At 40.7% G+C, this 23,098-nt stretch carries 17 protein-coding genes and 1 pseudogene; 10 read left to right on the top strand and 8 right to left on the bottom strand.

Features of this window, described 5'->3' with window-relative positions; genetic code table 11:
- Positions 1-136: 136 nt before the first annotated feature.
- From Q0X72_RS09260 to Q0X72_RS09245, 4 genes are all read right to left on the bottom strand, one after another.
- Complete coding sequence (locus Q0X72_RS09260; RefSeq protein WP_297764414.1) at positions 137-2,887, bottom strand: TonB-dependent receptor; 2,751 nt, start codon at positions 2,885-2,887, stop codon at positions 137-139.
- A gap of 235 nt (positions 2,888-3,122) precedes the next feature.
- Positions 3,123-4,970, bottom strand: a complete 1,848-nt coding sequence (gene glmS / locus Q0X72_RS09255; protein ID WP_297764411.1) for a glutamine--fructose-6-phosphate transaminase (isomerizing) — start codon at positions 4,968-4,970, stop codon at positions 3,123-3,125.
- 114 nt (positions 4,971-5,084) lie between these two features.
- A complete protein-coding gene (locus Q0X72_RS09250; protein WP_297764409.1) occupies positions 5,085-6,911 on the bottom strand; it encodes a DUF4270 family protein in 1,827 nt (608 codons plus the stop codon).
- Between the two features lie 5 nt (positions 6,912-6,916).
- Complete coding sequence (locus Q0X72_RS09245) at positions 6,917-7,726, bottom strand: glycogen/starch synthase (protein ID WP_297764407.1); 810 nt, start codon at positions 7,724-7,726, stop codon at positions 6,917-6,919.
- Positions 7,727-7,778: 52 nt separating this feature from the next.
- Between Q0X72_RS09245 and panC the strand changes: the two are divergent.
- From panC to Q0X72_RS09215, 6 genes and pseudogenes are all read left to right on the top strand, one after another.
- Positions 7,779-8,678, top strand: a pseudogene (gene panC, locus Q0X72_RS09240) (pantoate--beta-alanine ligase).
- Positions 8,679-8,691: 13 nt separating this feature from the next.
- A complete protein-coding gene (gene panD / locus Q0X72_RS09235) occupies positions 8,692-9,042 on the top strand; it encodes an aspartate 1-decarboxylase (RefSeq protein ID WP_297764405.1) in 351 nt (116 codons plus the stop codon).
- A gap of 3 nt (positions 9,043-9,045) precedes the next feature.
- Positions 9,046-10,011 carry a lysylphosphatidylglycerol synthase transmembrane domain-containing protein gene (locus Q0X72_RS09230; RefSeq protein ID WP_297764403.1) on the top strand — a complete coding sequence of 322 codons (966 nt, stop codon included), beginning with the start codon at positions 9,046-9,048 and terminating at the stop codon, positions 10,009-10,011.
- A 28-nt stretch (positions 10,012-10,039) separates the two neighbouring features.
- Positions 10,040-11,185, top strand: a complete 1,146-nt coding sequence (locus tag Q0X72_RS09225) for an alpha/beta hydrolase-fold protein (RefSeq protein WP_297764401.1) — start codon at positions 10,040-10,042, stop codon at positions 11,183-11,185.
- 101 nt (positions 11,186-11,286) lie between these two features.
- The gene (gene radA / locus Q0X72_RS09220) at positions 11,287-12,648 is read left to right on the top strand and encodes a DNA repair protein RadA (protein WP_297764398.1); all 1,362 of its coding nucleotides are present in this window, start codon (positions 11,287-11,289) and stop codon (positions 12,646-12,648) included.
- Between the two features lie 47 nt (positions 12,649-12,695).
- Positions 12,696-13,748, top strand: coding sequence for a proline iminopeptidase-family hydrolase (locus Q0X72_RS09215; RefSeq protein ID WP_297764395.1), 1,053 nt, complete (start codon positions 12,696-12,698; stop codon positions 13,746-13,748).
- On the opposite strand, the gene Q0X72_RS09210 is transcribed toward Q0X72_RS09215, so the two are convergent.
- The gene (locus Q0X72_RS09210; RefSeq protein ID WP_297764392.1) at positions 13,749-14,789 is read right to left on the bottom strand and encodes an NADP(H)-dependent aldo-keto reductase; all 1,041 of its coding nucleotides are present in this window, start codon (positions 14,787-14,789) and stop codon (positions 13,749-13,751) included. It abuts the gene before it with no gap.
- A 56-nt stretch (positions 14,790-14,845) separates the two neighbouring features.
- A complete protein-coding gene (locus tag Q0X72_RS09205; protein WP_297764389.1) occupies positions 14,846-15,472 on the bottom strand; it encodes an exodeoxyribonuclease III in 627 nt (208 codons plus the stop codon).
- A gap of 153 nt (positions 15,473-15,625) precedes the next feature.
- On the opposite strand from Q0X72_RS09205, the gene Q0X72_RS09200 reads away from it, so the two are divergent.
- Positions 15,626-16,192: a DUF3575 domain-containing protein gene (locus Q0X72_RS09200; RefSeq protein ID WP_297764386.1), complete on the top strand. Its 567-nt coding sequence runs from the start codon at positions 15,626-15,628 to the stop codon at positions 16,190-16,192.
- 31 nt (positions 16,193-16,223) lie between these two features.
- On the top strand, positions 16,224-18,305 hold the full coding sequence (locus Q0X72_RS09195) for a TonB-dependent receptor (RefSeq protein ID WP_297764384.1): 2,082 nt from the start codon (positions 16,224-16,226) through the stop codon (positions 18,303-18,305).
- On the opposite strand, the gene Q0X72_RS09190 is transcribed toward Q0X72_RS09195, so the two are convergent.
- Both Q0X72_RS09190 and Q0X72_RS09185 read right to left on the bottom strand, forming a co-directional pair.
- Positions 18,302-19,852 (bottom strand): glycine--tRNA ligase, encoded by a 1,551-nt coding sequence (locus tag Q0X72_RS09190; RefSeq protein ID WP_297764381.1) that lies wholly within the window; start codon positions 19,850-19,852, stop codon positions 18,302-18,304. The genes Q0X72_RS09195 and Q0X72_RS09190 overlap by 4 nt on opposite strands.
- A 37-nt stretch (positions 19,853-19,889) precedes the next feature.
- Positions 19,890-20,789, bottom strand: coding sequence for a hypothetical protein (locus Q0X72_RS09185; protein WP_297764378.1), 900 nt, complete (start codon positions 20,787-20,789; stop codon positions 19,890-19,892).
- 43 nt (positions 20,790-20,832) lie between these two features.
- On the opposite strand from Q0X72_RS09185, the gene Q0X72_RS09180 reads away from it, so the two are divergent.
- Together Q0X72_RS09180 and Q0X72_RS09175 are read left to right on the top strand one after the other, a co-directional pair.
- Entirely contained in the window at positions 20,833-21,537 is a 705-nt protein-coding gene (locus tag Q0X72_RS09180) for a ComF family protein (protein ID WP_297764376.1), read from the top strand.
- Positions 21,538-21,586: 49 nt separating this feature from the next.
- Positions 21,587-23,098, top strand: a 1,512-nt coding sequence (locus tag Q0X72_RS09175) for an Ig-like domain-containing protein (RefSeq protein WP_297764373.1), incomplete at its 3' end; no start/stop codon positions are given.

Below are 23,098 nucleotides of genomic sequence, written 5' to 3'. Positions count from 1 at the left end.
TGTACTTCACTACGCGCTTTTTTCCGGCTGCAAAGATATGTTTTTACATTTGAAAAAGGAATCGTTTAGATCAATTTTTTGAACAAAAAAAAGCACCGGTATTGCCGGTGCTCTTAGTCTATATGAAATAGCTTATTTATGGATTAACTGTCCAGGATACGTAGAAAATAGATCCTACCCCCCCTGTTCCTACGGCTGAGAAATATTCTTGCCCCAGGATGTTTGAGCCGCCTATTTTAAAAACAGACTTTATATCAGGAACTGCATAGTTGATCTGAGCATCGAGAACAGTGAATGATGGTAGTTGTCCGTCTGCAAATGTCGCCTGCCAGAAATAGGTATCACTCCATCTGTAGTTTACATTAAAGCCAAAATTCTCAAATAATTCGGTATTACCAAACGAAGCTTTCACCTTGTGATTGGGTGTATTAAAGTTGGTTCTGAAATCCGGGAACGCAGCCTGGTCAAAATCGATCTCCGAATAGGTATAGTTAACACCAAGGTCAAAATTTCCAAGGACTTTCATATCTACTCCAATAGTGGCACCATAAGAATTGATATCGGCCAATGAATTTGTATAGTTTTGATAAGGTACAACATCGCCATTCTGTAATGCCAATAAAGACAGTGCATTATCCCCAGCTGTTCCATAGAGTGGAACTAAAACCGTTGTATTAGAAATAAAGTTCTTATACTGGTTATAGTAGCCGCTAAGATCAATAGTTACTTTTCCAAATTGGGCCCTGTAGCCCGCTTCATAAGCAGTGATCTCTTCTGGTTTCACTAAAGGCGTATTCACAGCCGTTGGTGCACCTGCATTAACAGAAGCCAAAGAGAATGCATTTTCATAGGCGGCTCTACCTACAACCGTTGCCGTTGGAGACATAGTAATGGTTTGACCAGCTGCGCTCACCGGAAAGGATCTTATATCCCTATCCAGGTTGTTTGGAGCAGATCCTACCAATACAGCCAAACCAGCATCCAATCCGATAAAAAGATCCTGAGTCGTAGGGTTTCTAAATCCTTGTTGCGCGGAGATCCTGAAATTTTGATTTCTTTTTTCCCCGGCGGTATAGGCAAATGACGCCCGTGGTGAGAAAAAGCCGTCGAAGAATTCGTTTTTGTCATACCTAACAGAGCCAGTAAATTTTAGCCGCTCCTCAAGGAACTTCTTTTGAAGCTGCATATAGGCCCCATACTCATTATAACTAATAGGCCCATCAATATCCGTAAATATGGTCCCGTTAGAATTCAGTTCGTATTCCCGGAAAGAGCCGCCAATCTGTATATCGGCAAAGTCTCCGGTAAGGTGGGTAAAGTTATAATTGGCATCCATGTGCCGCAATTTTGTATTATCAATAAATTTTGAACCTGTCAGTAAATCACCATCTGCAGTTACCTGGTTAAAGGCATTCTGAAATTCTGGAGTACCTGGTAAAAAACGGCCTGTATCGGCTACTTGTCTCGCAATGGCATGCGCCGTAGCATCGTCTGCAAGTACACCAGTACCTATTCCTAAACGGGCGCCAATATAGGCCCCGGCGTATTCTGGGAACCATTGCTCATTACTTTTCCAACGGTTGTTGATGCCCAAGGCTGTAAAACGGGTGTCATAAGAATCTCCGGAGTTCTCGGAAGTAATATACCCTCTCAAGAAAAAATTCTTATTTCTAAACTCCAGCTTATGTTGTTGTAAAATAAAATTCTTGATGGCGTACCTACTGGCACCCTGGTAAATTGTATTTCCGCGTCCTACTCTACCATTATAGATAATTTCAAAATCGTCTGCAAAGGGTCTGTAGTGTACCGAAAAATCAGTTTTGACACTTTCTGCTCCATAATTGGCCAAATCTATCTCATCATACCCCGTTCTGGAAACTCTAGCCGATCCAAGAGTGCCAGATGGCAATCCTGCCAATTGATCAAAAGGCAGGAAAACGGTGAAATCATCCCCATAAACATTGAGGCCATTGTATGCCGGGTCTGCACGTGTAGCGCCGGGGTTTGATAAATCATCTGTTCTGTTGGCATGCCAATCTTCTCCTTTTAAAAAGGAGAAATTAGCTTTTACCGCTAGCTTATCGCTAAAGGCATGAGCTGCTCTGATCCCAAAATCGTAATAGTTATTATCCCCGGCAGCTTCCTGAGAAGTGATCCCTGTTTTAAAATAGGCGCTGATCCCCTGGTAATCGAACGGACTTTTACTTCGCATAAAAAGGATCCCGTTAAAAGCGCCTGCTCCATATAAGGCAGAAGAGGCACCGGGTAATATTTCAACGCTTTGTACTTCCAGTTCAGACATACCAACCAGGTTACCCAAGACGAAATTAAGTCCGGGTGCGGAGTTGTCCATCCCATCTACCAATTGAAGGAAGCGAGTATTGGCGAAGGTTGCAAACCCCCTGGTATTGATAGATTGAAAGGTTAAACTGTTGGTATTGATATCTACTCCTTTTAAATTTTGTAGTCCGCCATAAAAGGATTCTGCGGCTGTATTTTTTATTTCTTTGAGTCCGAACCGTTCCACAGTTACCGGAGATTCAAATAAGCGTTCCGGAGTTCTGGATGCTGAAACAACGATCTCATCGAGGATTGTTGAAGATTCCTGTAAGACAATGGTCAATGTCTGATTATTGCTGGTAACCTGGGCTGTTGCTTCGGAATACCCAATACTGGTTATTCGTATGACAAAAGGTGGAGTTTGGGTTGTTCCTAACACAAAATTTCCATCAAAATCTGCAACTGTCCCAGTGGTTGTGCCTATAATGATGATGTTAGCACCCGGAACCGGTACTCCATTATTATCATTAACTGTTCCCTGGATTGTTGTTTGTGCAAAACTTCCTATCCCTATAAGAAGGAAGCATAAAAAGAGTAGTGTTCTCATTCGTCTTGGTTCTTAATTTATGAGAGCAATTTAGCGTTTTTTTTGCACGGTAGAATAGGAAATTGAAAAAAAGCTGTAGGAAGTATTGACATATTGCAAAAGTGAGTGCCATCTAATTGTGATATCCTCAGAAAAACAATGTTACTATAAGGCAAGTCCCACATAATAAATAGTCGCCAAAGGGCAAGGATCCTGGCAAAAGGATCTTATAAAATTTAAAAGAGATGTAGAAGTGCTACTCTACGGTAACAGATTTAGCCAAATTACGTGGTTGGTCCACATTACACCCTCTCATTACCGCAATATGGTATGAAAGAAGTTGAAGTGGGATTGTAGTTAATAAAGGTGAAAGGCATTCGAAGGTCTCAGGTACCTCAATGACATGGTCTGCCAATTCTCGTACCTGTTCATCTCCCTCTGTTACGATCGCAATGATCTTTCCTTTTCTTGATTTTATCTCCTGAATGTTGCTAACCACTTTTTCGTAATGACCTTTTTTAGTAGCGATCACAATTACGGGCATTTGTTCGTCTATCAATGCAATAGGACCGTGTTTCATTTCAGCTGCAGGATAGCCCTCAGCGTGTATGTAACTTATCTCCTTTAATTTTAGAGCACCTTCCAGTGCCACCGGGAAGTTATATCCTCTGCCTAAATAGAGACAATTCTCTGAATCTTTGTAAACATCGGCGATGATCTCTACCAATGGATTTGCTTGCAAGGCTCTTTCTACCTTGGATGGAATGATTTCTAATTCGGTCAGAATTTCATGGTATCTAGGTTCTGACATTTCCCCTTTTTCCTTGGCAAGCTTTAATGCTATTAAAGTAAGGATAGTGATCTGAGTGGTAAATGCCTTTGTAGATGCCACTCCAATTTCCGGTCCGGCGTGGGTATATGCCCCTGCATCTGTTTCACGAGCAATGGAAGATCCTACCACATTACAAACACCAAATACAAATGCACCGTTTTCCTTGGCCAATTTAATGGCAGCCAGGGTATCTGCAGTTTCTCCGGATTGAGAAATAGCAATAACCACATCTTTATTGGTAATAACCGGATTTCGATATCTAAATTCAGATGCATACTCCACCTCTACAGGTACGCGAGCTAGGTCTTCAAAGATATACTCTGCTACAAGGCCAGCATGCCACGAAGTACCGCATGCCACAATAATAATTCGGTTGGCGTTGAGGAATTTCTCAAGATTATCATCTATCCCAGACATCTTAATAAGCCCCTGGTCTGCTAACAATCTACCTCTGTAGGTATCTTTTATAGCTCTTGGTTGCTCATAGATCTCTTTTAACATAAAGTGATCATAACCTCCTTTTTCGATCTCTTCCAGGTTAAGCTGAAGTTCCTGAACCATGGGATAGGCTACAGCATCGTCTTTTATCTTGCGTAATTTTATCTCTTTTCCAGGACGTATGATCGCCATTTCGTCATCTTCCAGATAGACCGCATTGTTCGTAAATTCAATAAAGGGAGAAGCATCTGATGCGATAAAGAACTCCTTATCTCCAATACCGATGGCCAGCGGACTTCCCAACTTGGCAACTACGATCTCGTCTGGTTTCTGTTTGTCAAAAACGGCAATGGCATAGGCGCCTACAACCTGATTTAGGGCAATCTGAACAGCCTGCCCTAATTTTACATTTTCCTTTTTCTTAACCTCTTCTATTAAATTTACCAAGACCTCGGTATCCGTATCGGATTCGAAGACATAGCCCCTTTTTTTTAATTCGGTTTTTACTGATTCATAATTCTCAATGATCCCGTTGTGAATAATGACAAGGTCACCGGAATTTGAATAATGTGGATGTGAATTTACATCGTTGGGAACACCGTGGGTTGCCCACCTGGTATGTCCTATTCCAAGGGTACCGTTAATAGCAATATCCCTTTCAGATTTATTTCGTAGATCCTCAACCTTTCCTTTGGTTTTAGACAAATTGATCTGATTGCCATCATACAAAGCGATCCCGGCGCTGTCATACCCTCGGTACTCCAGCCTTTGTAATCCTTTCATTATAATGGGATAAGCTTCCCTGTAACCAATATACCCTACAATACCACACATAGAATTTTGAAATTAAGTATTTTAATAGAACGTAAATTTACATGAAGTCTTGAAAATATAATCGTTTTCAGGTTATATAACGTGTATTCTCCGTAACTGGTATGTTGTACCTTATTAATTGGCCTCCGTATAGTAGATTTCCAGCTTGAGTTTCTTCTCTTCCGGAACTCCCGTTGCACTTCCATAAAGTACGGTGCTTAACGGTGTTAGATTGGAAGCCACCGGTAATTTCTTTTCTGAATTCCCACTAAGGACAGCTGTTGAAACACCCGATATACGAATATCTGGTGAAATAGTAAGTCCCAATGTAGCATTGGTAGAATCTCGAAGGATCAGATTATTGATATGGTCTGTTATACGAATTGTATACTTAACTCCCAGATTGTTTTCCTCTTTAAGGAAAGCATCATAATCCAGATAGACCCCAAAACGAGAATCGGCTACCGAATTTTCATTGGCCGGGTTGTATAATGGGTTGTTATTTTCTGCATTATACATATATAAACGAATGGGTTCTTGGATACCCCCAACGGCATCTATTGCCTCCCTGTCTACATAGAATACAAGATTGGCTTCATTGATGATCCAATTCTTTGATTTGATATCATTAATGATTGTTTCTCCATTACTATCATCAAAAAGCTTGATCTCTGCATAAGTACCAGGTCCTCCTTTAAGATAGATACTAGAGGTATTGGCGCCAGTATCAAGATTATCAGCGACTTCCACAGGGTAGGCATCTGCCATAATTGTATTTACTGCATTTCCCTGAATAGGTGCATTTCCTTGGCCTGTGATAAAACTTAAGGTGTATTCACGCTCACCTTTTTCCAACACTTCATCTACAATCCTGTCGTATTCATAACTAATTGTGATGTTCGCATTTCGAAGGTCGAGCAGCAACATTATATCATCGGTAAGGGGCGTTATAGATAAGTGTAATCCACGTAAGAAATTCTTAAAATTGGAGTTACTGATTAGTTCTGACATGCCCTCCTTATCCATAATATTATCCTGAAAAAAGGACAGATCCAGTGGAACCCGGATTCCTGGTTCTATTACCTGAGGCGAATCCAAAGACTCGTCCTCCTCCGTTTCAGGATCATCTTCAGCAAAAATGAGTGTTTGTTCGTCCGTTATTTGAACTGGACCTTCAAAAAGAACATCTGAAACAAAAGAGGGAGCAAACTCCTGGGAGGAGTAATATTCTTGCGACTCCAGAAAGTTTGAATTCGGATCAAGATCGCGAAGGAAAAATGTAGATCGTTCTACCTTAAAGGTAAAAGGCGCCTCACGGTTCCCATAAATACTGTCTAAATCTCTTTTTACAGGGAACCTGTTGGGCAGGGTACTGGTATCTTCATTATCCAAAATACCATCTCCATCAGTATCCTGATTAAGAGGATCGGAACCAGCTAAGCGTTCCGCATTATCCGAAAGTCCATCCCCGTCACTGTCACTTTCTGGGTCATCTGGATCTACATCAAATTCATTGGCTACCCCATCTAGGTCTGTATCAGAATTACTATTTCTCAGATAAGGGATATACAATAAAACTTCTGTAACCGTTTCATTTTCCTCTATAGTAGCTTCGTTATCATCCGTTTCTGAGATGTCTTCTGTACTTTGAGGATAATTCCCGAAAGCAGGATTCCCTGCACCCCCGGCAAGAGATAGTTGAGAAGTTATACTCGCTGTTGTTCTTCCGTAAATTGGATCATTAAAAACACCTATTTGGTATATGGGAAGTTTATTGGTCTGTACGGCTTCTATATTTTTGTTAAATGCAAAGACATCATATACCACCTTATCTGATCTAAAGGGATTTTCGTCAATGACGCCATTCCCTATGGTGGTTACATCTTCTTCACAGGAAGAGATCACAAGTAGCAAAAGTGTTCCTAAAATAGCAGGAGCAATACCTCTAGATAAAAATCGCATGGAGCTTAATTTAAAACTTCAGTGTTATAAAAATTAGCATATGCCTCTTCAAATTCTTGAAGTGAAACATATGGCAACACAGGTTTTTGAAGGTTATTGATGTGTGAAAGCAGATCTTCCGAAATACCTTCAGTGGCTAAAATTACAGCATCCGCGTAATTCACCCCTATTTTTAACAAATTATTATAGGTAGGATCTTTCAGCAATGAAACAGCGTCTTCAGGAACGCCATCAAATATTACCTTTTTTATTAAGTCCTTATTCAAGGAGCCTTCGAAGCTTTTACCATATACGGATATTACAATTTTACTATCAGCAAAAAGTGGTTCGTCTGCGTATAATTTTTTTAAATAGAGTGGAAGTAATGAGGCTAACCAACCGTGAACATGGATAATATCCGGGATCCAATTCAATTTTTTTACGGTTTCTACTACTCCTTTTGCAAAAAATATGGCGCGCTCATCATTATCTGCAAACAACTCACCATTCTCATCTGTAAAAGTTGCTTTCCTCTTAAAATACTCTTCATTGTCTATAAAATAGACTTGTATTCTTTCTTTAGGTATAGATGCCACCTTAATGATTAAGGGCATATCCATATCATTGATCACCAGGTTCATACCAGACAGTCTGATCACCTCATGTAATTGATGTCTTCGCTCATTAATATTGCCATACCGCGGCATAAAAATCCGAATCTGACCTCCGCTGCTATTCACCATTCTTGGTGCTTCGTAAGACATTAGGGATACTTCATTCTCTGGTAGGTAGGGCACTAATTCTGAAGATACAAACAATATCTTTTTACCATTCATACAGGTCGTCTTTTATTTATCGCAGAAACGTAGCTGCAAAATTACAAAAATTATGCAGATTAGCAGTAATTATAGTAAGTTTGCTCGCTTTTTAAATTTAGGTATGAAGCTAATTTTTGACAAGAAAGGATTACAATCTTGTTTGAGTTCTTATGAAGATGAGCCGGGAATGCTGGGTTTGGTGCCTACCATGGGCGCATTGCATGAAGGACATCTAAGTCTTGTTAGGCAAGCCTTATCTGAAAACTCCAGGGTGGTGGTTAGTATTTTTATCAACCCAACTCAGTTTAATAATCCAGAAGATCTAAAAAAGTATCCTAAGACCCTGGAAGCCGACATGGCTTTATTAGAAGGCGTTAGCGACGAAATCATCGTCTTTGCTCCAACTGTTTCTGAATTATACACCCAGAATATTTCTTCAAAAAACTACTCCTTTAATGGGCTGGATAAGGTTATGGAAGGAGCATTTAGGGAAGGCCATTTTAATGGCGTAGCTACCATCGTCGAAATATTACTAGACCTAGTTAGACCAGACAGGGCCTATTTTGGCGAGAAGGATTTTCAACAGCTACAGATCGTGAGAAAATTAGCTAATCAACTTACTTTTAAGGTAAATATTATAGGCTGACCTATTGTCAGAGAGCCTCACGGACTGGCAATGAGTTCCCGCAACCAACTGCTGTCCAAGCCCATGCGGCAACGAGCCGGTATCATATTTAAGACCTTACAAACAGCTCAGCGTATGTTTGGCACAAAAAATGCTACTAAGATAGTAGCATATGTGAACAGTATTTTTGCTAAAGAGGCAGATCTGGAGCTGGAATATTTTCAGATCGCCGATGTAGAAACGCTCACGCCTATGCAGAGAAAACAAGACAATGTAAAATACAGAAGCTTTATTGCCGTTTATGCTGAAGGCGTACGCCTCATTGACAATATCGCTATGAATTGATTACTTTTGCACCATGAAAATTGAAGTTGTAAAATCGAAGATACACCGGGTAAAAGTTACCGGAGCTGATCTCAATTATATAGGTAGCATTACCATAGATGAAGATCTTATGGATGCCGCCAATATCATTCGGGGAGAAAAAGTCCAGATCGTAAACAATAATAATGGAGAACGATTGGAAACCTACGCTATTCCCGGTCCGCGAAATACAGGTGAACTTACCTTAAATGGCGCTGCGGCCAGAAAAGTAGCTGTTGGTGATATCCTTATCCTTATTACCTACGCCTGGATGGAACTTGAGGAGGCCAAAATATTTGAGCCTTCCATGATTTTTCCAAATGAAGAGAACAATCTTTTAACCTAAACCTTGAGCACTCGCTTAAAAAAACTCTTAAAAATCATTATCCCGATTTTACTTGGGGTTTTTTTGGTTTGGTATTCCTACAGCAGTACTAGTCCTGAAAACAGGAAGGAGATATTTAAATACATTCGGGAAGCTGACCTTTTTTGGGTAGGCATTTCCATTGTAATAGGCATTTTAAGTCATGTTTCCAGGGCCGTGCGATGGAATTTCTTGTTGGAGCCCTTGGGGTATAAACCAAAGATCCGCAATAATATCTTCTTTATTTTAATGGCCTATTTTGCCAATTTAGGCATTCCAAGATCTGGAGAGATACTACGGGCAACTGCCTTGGCTACCTATGAGAACGTTCCATTTCAAAAAGGATTTGGGACCATTGTAACGGAGAGAGTGATCGATCTATTGATGCTGCTCCTTATCATCTTTATAGCCCTAATCTTGCAAACCGATATCATTTTGGGTTACCTGAAGGCTAATGGAATAGGACTTACTGCTACGCTATTGTTAGTTGGAGCCGGCGTGTTTTTCCTTTTTCTTTTTCTTGCTTTTTTACGCCGATCCACTTCAAGGCTCGCTATTAAGATTAAAGATCTTATAAAGGGCTTATTAGATGGGATACTAAGTATCTTTAAAATGAAAAAGAAATGGGCTTTTATTTTTCATACCTTTTTTATTTGGGGGGCCTACATTGCCATGTTTTGGGTCATAAAATATACGGTTGCCGAAACAATGTCCCTTTCCCTCTCAGAAATATTAGTGGGCTTTATAGCAGGAGCCTTTGCAATGTCTACAACCAACGGAGGTATAGGTTTGTATCCTATCGCTGTGAGCAAATCACTCGCCATATTTGGTATTAGTGCGGTCTCCGGGGATGCGTTTGGTTGGATCATGTGGATCTCACAAACACTGATGGTGGTTGTCTTTGGTGCAATATCTTTTCTACTCTTACCGTTATTGAACAGGAACCGATAGGCTTCCCTTAATCAATAAAACAAACCTAATGAGAATTGTAGTATCCATGGTACTTGTGGTGTTCATCGCCCAGGTCTCCATAGCACAGGTTACCAATGAGATCTTTCAATCATTTAAATTGCAGGAAAGGCGGAATGTTTCCTATTATTTTCCGGAGGATTATACCCCGGAAAAAAAATACCCCTTAGTAGTCGTTCTGGATGCCGAATATCTGTTTGATCAGGTAGTCGCTAATGCTAAATTCTATAGCAGATTTGAAGGAATGCCAGAGGTAATTGTAGTAGGAATTGAACAAAGTAAGAATGATCTTCGGTGGGATGATTGTGCCTATGAGGAAGGCTCCGGGCTGCCAACTGAGAAGGGAAGGCAATTCTATGAATTTCTAGGAATGGAGATCATTCCTTATCTGGATCTAAATTACAATACCGCCCCTTTCAGAATGTTCATTGGTTATGATATCACGGCCAATTTTGGCAATTACTATCTTTTTAAAGATCGGTCCTTTTTTAGTGCCTTTATTAGTATTTCACCAAGTTTGGCGCCCGAAATGGAAAATAGGGTGCCGGAAAGGCTGATGGCCATGGAACAGCAGATCTTTTATCATCTTATTTCTGAAGGTGGAAATAGTGCAGACAATGCTTTGGTTAAACAACTAGATCAGAACCTTAAAGGTATTGATAAGCCTACGATACATTATTCATTCGATGAATATCCTGAGGCCAATGAGGTTTCTATTGTCACTTACGGTCTCGGCAAGGCATGGGAACAAATGTTTGAGATCTTTAAACCCATTAGTCCAAAAGAATACAAAGAAAAAATACTGACCTCCGAAGAACCGGTTTTCAAATATTTGGAAGACAAGTATGCCATGATAGAAGAACTGTTCGGCTTCCAAAAACAAGTGAGCCTCAACGATATAATGGCTATCTACGCTGCCAGCAGAAAAAAAGATGACTATGAAGCTTTAAAACCTCTGTCTGAACTCTGTAAAAAACAATACCCGGAAACCATGCTAGGATTCTTCTTTGAAGGCGAATATTACGAGGAATTAGGAGAAGGGAAAAAAGCCCTGCGTACTTTTGAAAAGGCTTTTGGCATGCAGGAGATCGATTTTCTGACCAAAGAGTTGGCCTTAGAAAAGATAGATGCTATAAAAGCTGATTTCGGATACTAGCTCGCCAAAAAAATCATTGCAAAAATATCAAACGTCTTGCTTGTTAATAGCAGGGCGTTTCTTTTGTTTTTAGATGGAACCACAATATCTTTAGCCAGATCATGGCTAAAACTAAAACCGCTTTCTTTTGTCAGAACTGTGGCACCCAATATGCAAAATGGGCAGGACAATGCAGTGCATGTAAGGAATGGAATACCATCGTAGAAGAACTCATACAGAAGGAAAATAAATCTACCTGGAAAACAAAGGTCAATGGCAGCACAAAGGCAGCTAAACCTTTATCAATTGCAGAGATCAGCACAGACAAGGAAGAGCGTTTGGATGTAAAAGACCAGGAGTTTAACCGAGTTCTTGGAGGTGGCTTAGTTCCCGGATCCCTGGTTTTGCTGGGTGGAGAACCCGGGATAGGAAAAAGTACGCTACTGTTGCAGATTGCCCTAAAACTCCCATACAAAACTCTCTACGTTTCCGGGGAAGAAAGTTTGAAACAAATAAAAATGCGTGCAGACCGGCTCTATCCCGGTTCAAATTCTTGTTTTATTTTAACGGAGACCAAGACTCAACAGATCTTTCAGCAGATAGCAGCCCTTGAACCAGATATTCTGGTTATAGATTCTATTCAAACATTGCACTCAGACTATATTGAGTCCTCTGCAGGAAGTATTTCCCAGATCAGGGAATGCACGGCAGAACTCATCAAATTTGCAAAAGAGACCAATACACCTGTCATCCTGGTAGGCCATATAACCAAAGACGGATCCATCGCAGGGCCTAAGATCCTTGAGCATATGGTAGATACCGTCCTGCAATTTGAAGGCGACCGTAATTATATGTATCGCATTCTGAGAGCACTTAAGAATAGGTTTGGCTCCACTGCCGAATTGGGTATTTATGAAATGCAGGGTGATGGCCTCAGAGAAGTAAGTAATCCGTCGGAGATCCTGATTTCGAAAAATGAAGATCATCTGAGTGGCACCGCCATAGTGGCTACCCTGGAAGGAATGCGACCTTTATTGATTGAGATACAAGCCCTTGTAAGTTCTGCCGTATACGGCACTCCTCAACGTACTACTACTGGTTTTAACAGCAAGCGACTAAACATGCTTTTGGCTGTTCTGGAGAAGCGTGCCGGATTCAAATTAGGGGCTAAGGATGTATTTCTGAACATTACCGGAGGAATTACGGTAGATGATCCTGCAATAGACCTTGGCGTAGTGGCTGCAGTTCTGTCGAGCAATGCAGATATTCCTATAGAGAAAGGAGTCTGTTTTGCAGCCGAAGTTGGTTTAGCTGGAGAAGTAAGACCTGTTCGCAGAGTGGATCAACGTATCCTGGAAGCTGAAAAATTAGGCTTTACCAGTATTTTTGTCTCCAAAAACAATAAAATAGGTCTTAAAAATCCTTCCATCAATATTATTAAGGTATCCCGTATTGAGGAAGTGGTGAACAAGTTGTTCGGTTAATACTTCAAATTATATTATTTTTAAGTACACCATAAATCGTAAACCAAATGAAAAATATTTTTGTTTTATTGATCATTTCTATTGTTGTGATTGGCTGTAAACAAGCCCCGGAAACCACCTCATCCAAAAGTGCGGTAAGTGAGAAGGAATACTTAAGTTTTGAGGGGAGAGACGACCAATTTACAGGCGGAATAAAGATGATCCCTATTACTACTCCAAAAGGAACTTTTAAGGTATGGACCAAAAGAGTGGGCAACAATCCAACTAAGAAAGTATTACTCCTTCATGGCGGACCCGGAATGACGCATGAATTATACACTTGTTTTGATGGGTATTTCCCTCAGGAAGGCATTGAATATATCTATTACGATCAATTGGGTTCTTATTACAGTGACAAACCAGATGATCTGGATCTATGGACCACAGAACGCTTTGTAGAAGAAGTGGAGCAGGTACGCCTGGCACTTGGCCTGGATGCTTCCAATTTCTATCTGCTTGGCCAATCCTGGGGTGGTATGCTGGCTATGGAATATGCCCTTAAATACCAGGATAACCTGAAAGGTTTGGTGATATCTAATATGATGAGCAGCATTCCTGAATACAACTTGTATGCTCAAAATGTATTGGGGCCTAAAATGGATCCTGCTATCTACAAAGAAATAAAGGAAATAGAAGAAGCCGAAGATTTCGGGAATCCCAAATATGGTGAACTTCTCTTTCAATATTATTATACAGAACACGTGCTCCGTATGCCTCCGGATGAATGGCCTGAGGCCGTAATGCGCAGTTTAACTCACGCTAACAACCAGGTGTATGTACATATGCAGGGATACAGTGAATTTGGAATCACCGGGAACGCTACCCTCAAGGATTGGGATGTGAAGGAAAGACTTAAAGAAATTAAAGTTCCCACCTTAGTAATTGGTGCCAAATACGATACTATGGATCCGGCTCATATGGAGTGGATGTCTAAAGAGGTAGGACATGGGCGGTATCTGTACTGCCCCAACGGGAGTCATTTATCTCAATACGACGATCAAAAGACCTACTTCAATGGGGTAATTCAATTCATTACAGATGTGGATAAACAAACTTTCTGATTAAGGCGCCGGATCTGGGTTCTCATTGTGGATGGCCTCTATCTCTTTTAGCAATTCGTCGGATAAGTTCAGCTCTATACTGCCAATATTCTCCTTTAATTGCGCCATAGAGGTAGCCCCAATGATGCTACTTGTTAAAAAGGGTCTTGAAGTAACAAATGCCAATGCCATCTGAGGGAGAGATATTTGGTGTTTATTAGCCAGATCCAAATATTTTTGAGTGGCTTTGAGGGCAATTTCATTGCTATATCTTCCATAGGCCGGGAAGAGTGTAATTCTCGCATTTGGCGGTTTTGCCCCACCCAGATATTTCCCGCTTAAAACTCCAAAACCTAATGGAGAGTAGGCCAAAAGACCTAATTTTTCTCTGATGGAAATTTCGGAAAGCCCCACTTCAAATGATCTGTTTAGTAGGCTGTACGGGTTTTGAATGGTGATCATTCTGGGTAAACTTTTGTGTACCTTACTCTCCTCCAAGAAACGCATGGCGCCCCAGGGGGTTTCATTAGATAAGCCAACATGACCAATCTTCCCTTCTTTGATCAGTTCCCTGAGTGTTTCCAAAACCTGATGTATATTATCTTGCCAGAAATCAGATAGATCATGGGAATATGCGCGTTTACCAAAATAATTAGTGGATCGTTCCGGCCAATGTAGTTGATACAGGTCTATATGGTCTGTTTGAAGTCGTTCCAAGCTACCGTTCACCGCCTCAATTAACGATTCTTTTTTGAATCCTGTACTTCGAATAAACTTTGTGAAATTTGCTTTACCAGCGATCTTGGAGGCTAGGACTATTTTGTCTCGTTTTCCTGTCTTTTTAAACCAACTACCAATGATCTTTTCGGTTAAAGCATATCTGTCCGGATGCGCTGGGATTGGATAGAGTTCGGCCGTATCAAAGAAGTTAATTCCCTGTTCTATCGCATAGTCCATTTGCTCGTGACCTTCGGCTTCAGTATTCTGGCGTCCCCAGGTCATAGTCCCCAAACAAATTTTACTTACTTCCAGGGTGGTATGAGGCAGCGTTGTATATATCATTCTCTAAGATTTGTATTAATGGCTGCAAAGGTAGTCATAGGATGTTCAAATGAAAACTAAGTGCTTTCTAATTCTACCAGAATGGGGCAATGATCACTGTGTTTTGCCTTGGAAAGAATGACCGATCTTTTGAGCTGATCTTCCAAAGGCCTGCTTACCATTCCATAATCTAAGCGCCAACCTTTGTTATTATTTCTGGCATTGGCTCTATAACTCCACCAGGTGTATTGGTGAGGCTCCTGGTTGAAATGACGAAAACTATCAATAAATCCACTTTCCATAAAGTTCCCTATCCATTCGCGTTCAACAGGTAAAAAACCTGAAACATTTTTATTGCGTACCGGATCATGAATGTCTATCGCCTGGTGACAAATATTGTAGTCAAAATCGGCTCGCAAATTGCGGCCTTCAAAATCCATATAATCAATCCCGGTACCAAACTCAATATGATCCGGTTCTTTCTTAGAAAGGATGGCCACCCCACTATAGCCCTTTTTTTCGGCACTATACCAATAATGATATGGATACCCAGCTTCTTCAAACAGCCATAGATCAAGCTGTTCTTTCATAGCCTTTATCTCCTGCAGGCATACCACATCCGGATCTACACTCTGCAGCCAATCTAAAAACCCCTTGTTTACAGCGGCCCGTATTCCATTAACATTATATGAGACGATCTTCATACCCTCAATTTTGCCCGAAAATAAAGAATGTTTATAACAGAAGGAAACCAGAGGCCATATTGTTCAATGGTAACCCATGTATTAAAATGGCTATTTATTTTTCGTTTTAGTTGATTTTTTGATGCTATCTTTCATGATTCAAAATTGAACTCGATGAAAAGATTCTTTTCCCTTTGTATCCTGTTATTTTTATGCGGCAATACGCTACTGTCTCAGGAAGTACAACAAGATGAAACCGACAGAGATGAAACCGACAGAGATGAATTAAAGATCAATGTCTTTAATTTGATCACCTTTAAATATTTGGACGGTGCCTATGAACGAATAATTGATGAAGAATCATCCTTCGGATTTGGGGTTTTGATCAATGCAGGGAATGATGAAGACCTTTTTGAATACAATAGACAATACTCTATTACCCCCTATTATAGAAGATATTTTTCAAAGAGTTTTGCCAGTGGATTTTTTGTGGAAGGATTTGGCATGTTGAATTCAGGAGAACAGGATATTTATACTTTCGACGATATAACTCTGGAATCTGAAAGAACGGGAGAAAATTACACAGACTTTGCCCTGGGAATTAGTGTAGGCGGAAAATTTATATCAAAGAAAGGGTTTATTGCCGAAGTCTACGGAGGTATTGGGCGTAACTTTTTTAGCACCGACTTTTCCCCAGAGGTTGTTCCAAGGGGTGGTGTTTCCCTTGGCTTTAGGTTTTAATCGCTACTTTTGATGTCTTTAAATTTTAAAGATGAAAAGATATCTTGTAAGCTGTTTTTTCTTACTAAGCACCCTTGTTTCTGTTAGTCAGACACAAACAACACCAGACAGTGTTACCGTTTTAAAAGAAGTGCTTCTCCTGGAAGAGCTGCGGGAAAAACAAACAACCGGCATTGTACCTTCTCAGATAATCGGGGATAAGATCTTTGACAACTTTAGCCCTATAGATGCCGTTTCAGCCATTAACCAGATTCCCGGGGTCTATGTGCTATCCGGTGCCTTAAACACCAACAGAATTACAATTAGAGGTATTGGAGCACGCACCTTATTTGGCACGGACAAACTTCGCATGTATTACAATGAGATTCCGGTGACCAATGGAAGCGGATTTTCCACCATTGAAGCCTATGATCTTGAAAATATAAGTCAGGTTGAAGTGGTCAAAGGACCTAAAGCAACAGATTTTGGCACCAACCTTGGAGGAGCCATCTTACTGAGCACCAGGGAGGCACTGGGAAATAGCAGTACACTTTCGAACAATACAACCATTGGCTCCTATGGCTTGTTAAAGAATAACCTTTCGCTTAGACATGCAGATCAGGGATTATCCATTGCTCTGAACTATGATCATTTGGACACAGATGGGTATCGGGAAAATAACAGTTTCCAAAGAGATGGACTCCTGCTAAATACCACCTATCAAATAGATCCGCAAAATAACATCAGCCTGTTGGTCAATTATATTGACTACACGGCTCAGATACCTAGTTCTTTAGGGATAACCGCATTTAATGAAGACCCCACGCAGGCAGCATTTACTTGGGCAGCATCTAAAGGATATGAGGCTAATAAATACACGCTAGTAGGGGCAAATTATGAACATACTTTTTCGCCCAATTTTAAAAATACTACCAGCATTTTTTATACCTACCTGGACCATTATGAAGCCCGTCCTTTTGGTATCCTGGATGAATACACCAATGGTTTTGGCTTTCGAATACGCTTTATTGGGGAGATAGACCTTTTTGGTATACAAACCGGGTATTCTTTGGGGACGGAATTGTTCAAGGACGAATATACCTGGGATGAATATCAAAATCTGTATGCAGAAAACGATGGGGATGGAAGTCTGCAAGGTGAGCAGTTTGCAGAGAATAAAGAATTCCGTACTCAGCTAAATACATTTGGAACCCTGAACATGGCCTTGTTCGAAAAAGTACATTTTCAGCTTGGCCTTAATATAAATAATACACAGTACGATTTCAGGGATCTTTTTAACGAAGGTGATGCCAACCGGAGTGCAGAACGAAATTTTAAGACAATTGCCCTTCCCAGTATCAATGTTAACTACCGTTTTACAAATTATCAATCTGTGTATGCTAACATTAGCAGAGGCTTTTCCAACCCAACAGTGGAAGAGACCCTTACTCCGGACGGGGTGATCAATCCTGATATTGCTCAGGAAACAGGGACAAATTACGAGCTTGGATCACAACTCTTTTTACTGAAAAATAAGCTCCACCTGCTTGTTGCTCTATATCAAATGGAAGTGAGGAATCTATTGGTGGCCGAGAGAATAGGAGACGATCAATTTGTTGGAAGAAACGCAGGGAAAACGAGACATCAGGGTCTGGAGGCCGCAATTAATTATCGATGGGATCTCGCTTCCGGAATAAGGATAACTCCCTTTGTTAACTACACCTATAACCAACATAGCTTTGTTGAATTTGTAGATGGCGACGATGACTTTTCAGGAAATCCACTAACGGGTGTTCCAAAACACAGATTGAACAGTGGCCTGCAACTACAATTTAAGGATCATTTATTTTGGAATACCACTCATCAGTATGTAAGCAGCATTCCTCTGACAGACGCCAATAATCTTTCCAGCGATCCATTTCATGTCTTTGCGACGAAATGGCGATATGAACAAAAACTAAGTTCGGCGTTTAGCCTTGGGATAGCACTGGGGATCAATAACCTGTTTAATGTGCGATATGCACAATCTGTCCTGATCAATACTCAGGCATTTGGTGGTGCAGAACCGCGCTATTACTATCCAGGAAACAACAGGAATTTTTATACCAGTATTAGGCTTAAGTATACCCTTTAATCCACTGCTAATTTTTGTAGCCAGTATTTCATGGCCACTTCTTTCTCGATAGCAGAAGTAATATCCTTTATTGCGATCCTCTTTTGTTCCATAGTATCCCTATGGCGAATGGTAACTGTATTATCTTCTAATGTTTGATGATCTACCGTAATGCAGAACGGAGTACCCGCTGCATCTTGTCTTCTATACCTTCTCCCTACGGCGTCTTTCTCATCATAGATCACATTAAAATCGAGACGGAGGTCTGCAATGATCTTATGGGCGATCTCGGGGAGACCATCCTTCTTTACCAAAGGCAGTACAGCTGCTTTGGTTGGTGCCAAAACTGCAGGAATCTTTAGAACTGTCCGTGTTGAACCATTTTCCAGTTCCTCTTCTACCAAGGCATTAGAGAGAACCGCCAGGAACATACGATCCAGGCCAATAGAGGTCTCAACTACATAGGGGACATAACTTTCTTCCAGTTCTGGATCGAAGTATTGAAGTTTTTTTCCTGAGAATTTTTCATGACTTCCAAGGTCAAAATCGGTTCGGGAATGAATCCCCTCTAACTCCTTAAATCCAAATGGGAATTTAAATTCAATATCGGCCGCAGCGTCTGCGTAATGTGCTAATTTCTCATGATCATGGAAACGGTACTTCTCTTCGCCCATGCCCAGCGAAAGGTGCCAATTCATTCGTATTTTCTTCCAGGTTTCGTACCACTCCTTTTGGGTGCCCGGTCTTATGAAGAATTGCATTTCCATCTGCTCAAATTCGCGCATCCGAAAAATAAATTGTCTTGCGACTATCTCATTTCTAAAGGCCTTTCCTGTCTGTGCAATCCCAAAGGGTATCTTTAAACGACTCGATTTTTGAACATTCAGAAAGTTTACAAAAATGCCCTGAGCTGTTTCAGGACGAAGGTATAGATCCATAGCAGAATCTGCAGAGGCTCCCAATTTTGTTCCGAACATTAAATTGAACTGTTTTACATCGGTCCAATTCTTTGATCCTGATACAGGACAAACAATATCGAGTTCAACGATCAGGTTTTTTACATCTTCCAGATCTTCCTTTTCCAGGGACCTTGCGAGTCGTTTCAGAATAGTTTGTGATCGCTCCTGATATTCTACTACACGGGTATTGGTAGCCAGGAATTGTTCTTTGTCAAAGGCCTCACCAAAACGTTTGGCAGCTTTGTTTACTTCCTTCTCAATTTTGGCTTCTATTTTGGCTACATGATCTTCGACCAAAACGTCTGCCCTATATCTTTTCTTGGAATCCTTATTGTCTATCAAAGGATCGTTGAATGCATCTACGTGGCCAGAAGCCTTCCAAATGGTAGGATGCATAAAAATGGCAGAATCTATCCCTACAATGTTTTCGTTCATCTGCACCATTGCCTGCCACCAGTATTCCCGTATGTTTTTCTTTAATTCCGCACCATTCTGGAGATAGTCATATACAGCACTAAGGCCATCGTAGATCTCACTAGACTGCACCACGTAGCCATACTCCTTGGCGTGTGAAATTACTTTTCTGAAAATGTCTTCTTGATTTGCCATTGGGCAAAAATAGAACTTTAGGGAAAGACTATACTGATTATTTTAATTGAAATTCTGCCGTAGTGAGTAATTTTTCGTCCTCAAAGACATTTAAGGTATACGTCCCTGACAGGAGTGATCCTTCGGGAACCGTAATAAAATCGCAGACACTCATTTCTTCTCCTTTAAATATCAGCGTAACTCTCTTACTGTAAATGTTGCCATTGACAGAGATAACATTGGCATTATCTTCAATTATGCCCATATTGGGTCCAAGAAACTGGAAATACAACACTTTTTCCTTAACGGTGGTGGTGTTTGGGTCTGCCTGAATGGTGATGCATCCACGTAATTTTTCGATAGTAGAGGCTTTATTTGTTTTTATGGGTCTCCCACTACGCATTCTGAATCCACTACCTTCAGAATTTACAAGAGCGAGATAGCTCTTCATTTTTAACTCTCTGCTGAGTTCAAGATTTTTTCTCCTTAATAATGCTTCTGCCTCTGCAAGGGAATTACTCTGGCCTCTAAGGTCTTCGAGCATTATGCGGGTCTCATCATACTTGTCTGCGAGTAACCTGTTGTTATAGCGCAGCAGATTGTTATTCAGCTTAATGCTGTCGTACCGTGCCTCAAGAGTCCTAAGTTCACTTTTAAACTCTTGGAGCTTGTCTATGGTAAAGGTAAGTCGGCCTACAGAATCTAATAATTGCTGAACCCGGAACTTAGAATCCTGAAGTTCAATCTCATTGACTTCATTCAGGGCAGATAGTCTATCTACTTCAGTTTTCATCAGGGTCAGATCTCTTACGAGCAGTCCTTTTTCATCTTCCAAATACAGGATTTGCGTTTGAGATTGCGCATAGCTGTAATAAAAAGCGATAAGTACGCCAATTACAACTGCTACCAAAGCTGCCAGGAGAATTTTATAATTGAATTTTGTATCTTGAATATCCATTCAACAAGGGCTAAGTTCTAAGTAGGTTTTTAAGCGTTAAGATTTGGAATTAACCAAGCTACCAAATATAATAAATGATCTCAACACGGTTCTCCTACCCCGTGTGTGTTTTGGATGTAATGCACGATTATATCGGGGAGAGCAGATTTTGTGTACCCCTTGTCGAGACCAAATACCGCTTACCGAGTTCAATTTCACAGAAGAAAACAGTTTAGATCGCACTTTTTACGGACGAATTACCATTGAAAAAGCTTCAAGTTTTCTTTTTTTTAATGATTTAGGGGTCGTAAAGAACCTCATCCATTACCTGAAGTACAGGAACCAACCTCAGATCGCTAACTTTATAGGAGATTGGTATGGGTCGTATCTTAAGAAAGATAAAGGTCTTCCTGCTATAGACATGGTCTTGCCGGTGCCAATGCATCCAAAAAAACTAAAAAAAAGGGGGTATAACCAGGTAGAAGGTTTTGGTAAAAGACTTGCCCATCATCTAAATGCAGCCTATTGTGATGATATCCTTATAAAAACGACCCACACTCAAACACAGACACAAAAATCCAGGATCTTCCGCTGGCAACATCAGAGCCCCTCCTTTGCGCTACTAAAGCCACATAGTTTAGCACATAAAAAAATATTGCTTGTGGATGATGTGGTTACAACAGGTGCTACCCTTGAAGCCTGTGTAAAAGCTATCAATGATGAAATCAACGTTACCATCTATATAGCTACAATGGCCATGGTCCCTTAATTTTAGAAATCTACAAATTAGTTGTTTCTTTGCTCAAACTATGGGGTACATGGCTTTCACAAAGCGTTTTATTGCAGGAATATTTCTTGTTTTTATGGCCTTGGCACTGCATCAATGCGCCCGCCGCGGAAGTCCCTCCGGTGGGCCGAAGGATACCGAAGCCCCTGTGTTGATCAAAGCCGAACCGGAGAATCTGAGCATCAATTTTAAGACTACGAAAATCCGACTTTATTTTGATGAATATATCAAGTTACAAGATGTTCAAAATCAGCTAATTGTTTCTCCTCCATTTCAATATCCTCCGGAAATAAGTCCACAGGGGGGGGCCAGTAAGTATGTGGAAGTGGTCATTAAAGACACCTTGAAGGAAAACACTACCTATACCCTAAATTTTGGTCAAAGCATTGTAGACAATAATGAGAACAACCCAAGCTCTTATCTCACATATGTCTTTTCTACCGGGGACTATATAGATTCTCTGGCTCTTCTGGGGGTTGTTAAAGATGCTTTTAACAAGGAAACCGACGAATTTATCAGTGTAATGCTATATGAAATAGATACGGCATATACAGATTCAGTAATCACGAAAAGGCCTCCAAATTATATTACCAACACTAAGGATAGTACCACTATTTTCAGGCTTCAAAATCTAAAAGCCGGGAAGTACAGGCTACTGGCGATCAAAGATGAAGGGAAAAACAACCTCTACGATGCGGTTACAGACAAGATCGGATTTGTTGAGGATACCATCTCTTTGCCCACAGACTCTATTTACCTTTTAAACCTCTTCAGGGAAGTTCCTAAATACAGCCTTCCGGCACCAAAGTTTAGCGCCGCCAATAAGATCATCTTTGGTTACAAAGGCGATCAGGAAAAACTTAAGATAAATCCAATTAGCTTAATCCCCGACACAATTACCAGCTTTGTTGCCAAAGAACCCGGGAAGGATACCCTTAATTATTGGTTTACCCCATTTGAAGTGGATTCCCTGCTCTTCGAAGTACTTAATGAGCGCATTCAACAACGCGATACATTTACAATTAAAACACGCAAATTACCTCCAGATTCATTGGTATTGATTCCCAGTACTCGAGGTTCTATCGGGTTTCTGGATACCATGGCATTAGGAGCTAATATTCCTATTAGACAGATAGATACGTCCAGGGCATCGCTCGTGAATAAGGATTCGATCTCGCAACCTTTGAATATACGTCTCGATACTTTGGCTAACAGAATGCAGTTCTCTTTTAAGAAAGAACCAAATGAGACCTATTCCCTCTCCATTCTTCCAGGCGCCCTAACAGATCTTTTTGGGGCCAGCAACGATACCTTGCTATACAAGCTAAAAACAGGGAGTTATGCGGATTATGGCAACCTTAGAATACGGCTCCAGGGTGCAGTTTCTTACCCTATCATTCTACAACTTGTAGAACCAAAAGGTGAGGTAGTGCGTTCTATTCTTTCTGAGGAAGATATGCTGTATGAGTTTAGCCTGCTGGCACCTAAAAAGTACTTACTTCGTGTTATTTTTGACGCCAATGCTAATAAACGCTGGGATACT

The sequence above is a fragment of the uncultured Muriicola sp. genome (genome assembly GCF_947258935.1).
Taxonomy (GTDB): Bacteria; Bacteroidota; Bacteroidia; order Flavobacteriales; family Flavobacteriaceae; genus Muriicola.
The sequence above is the reverse complement of the archived record's forward strand: the minus strand, read 5'-3'. Positions and strand labels throughout refer to the sequence as shown.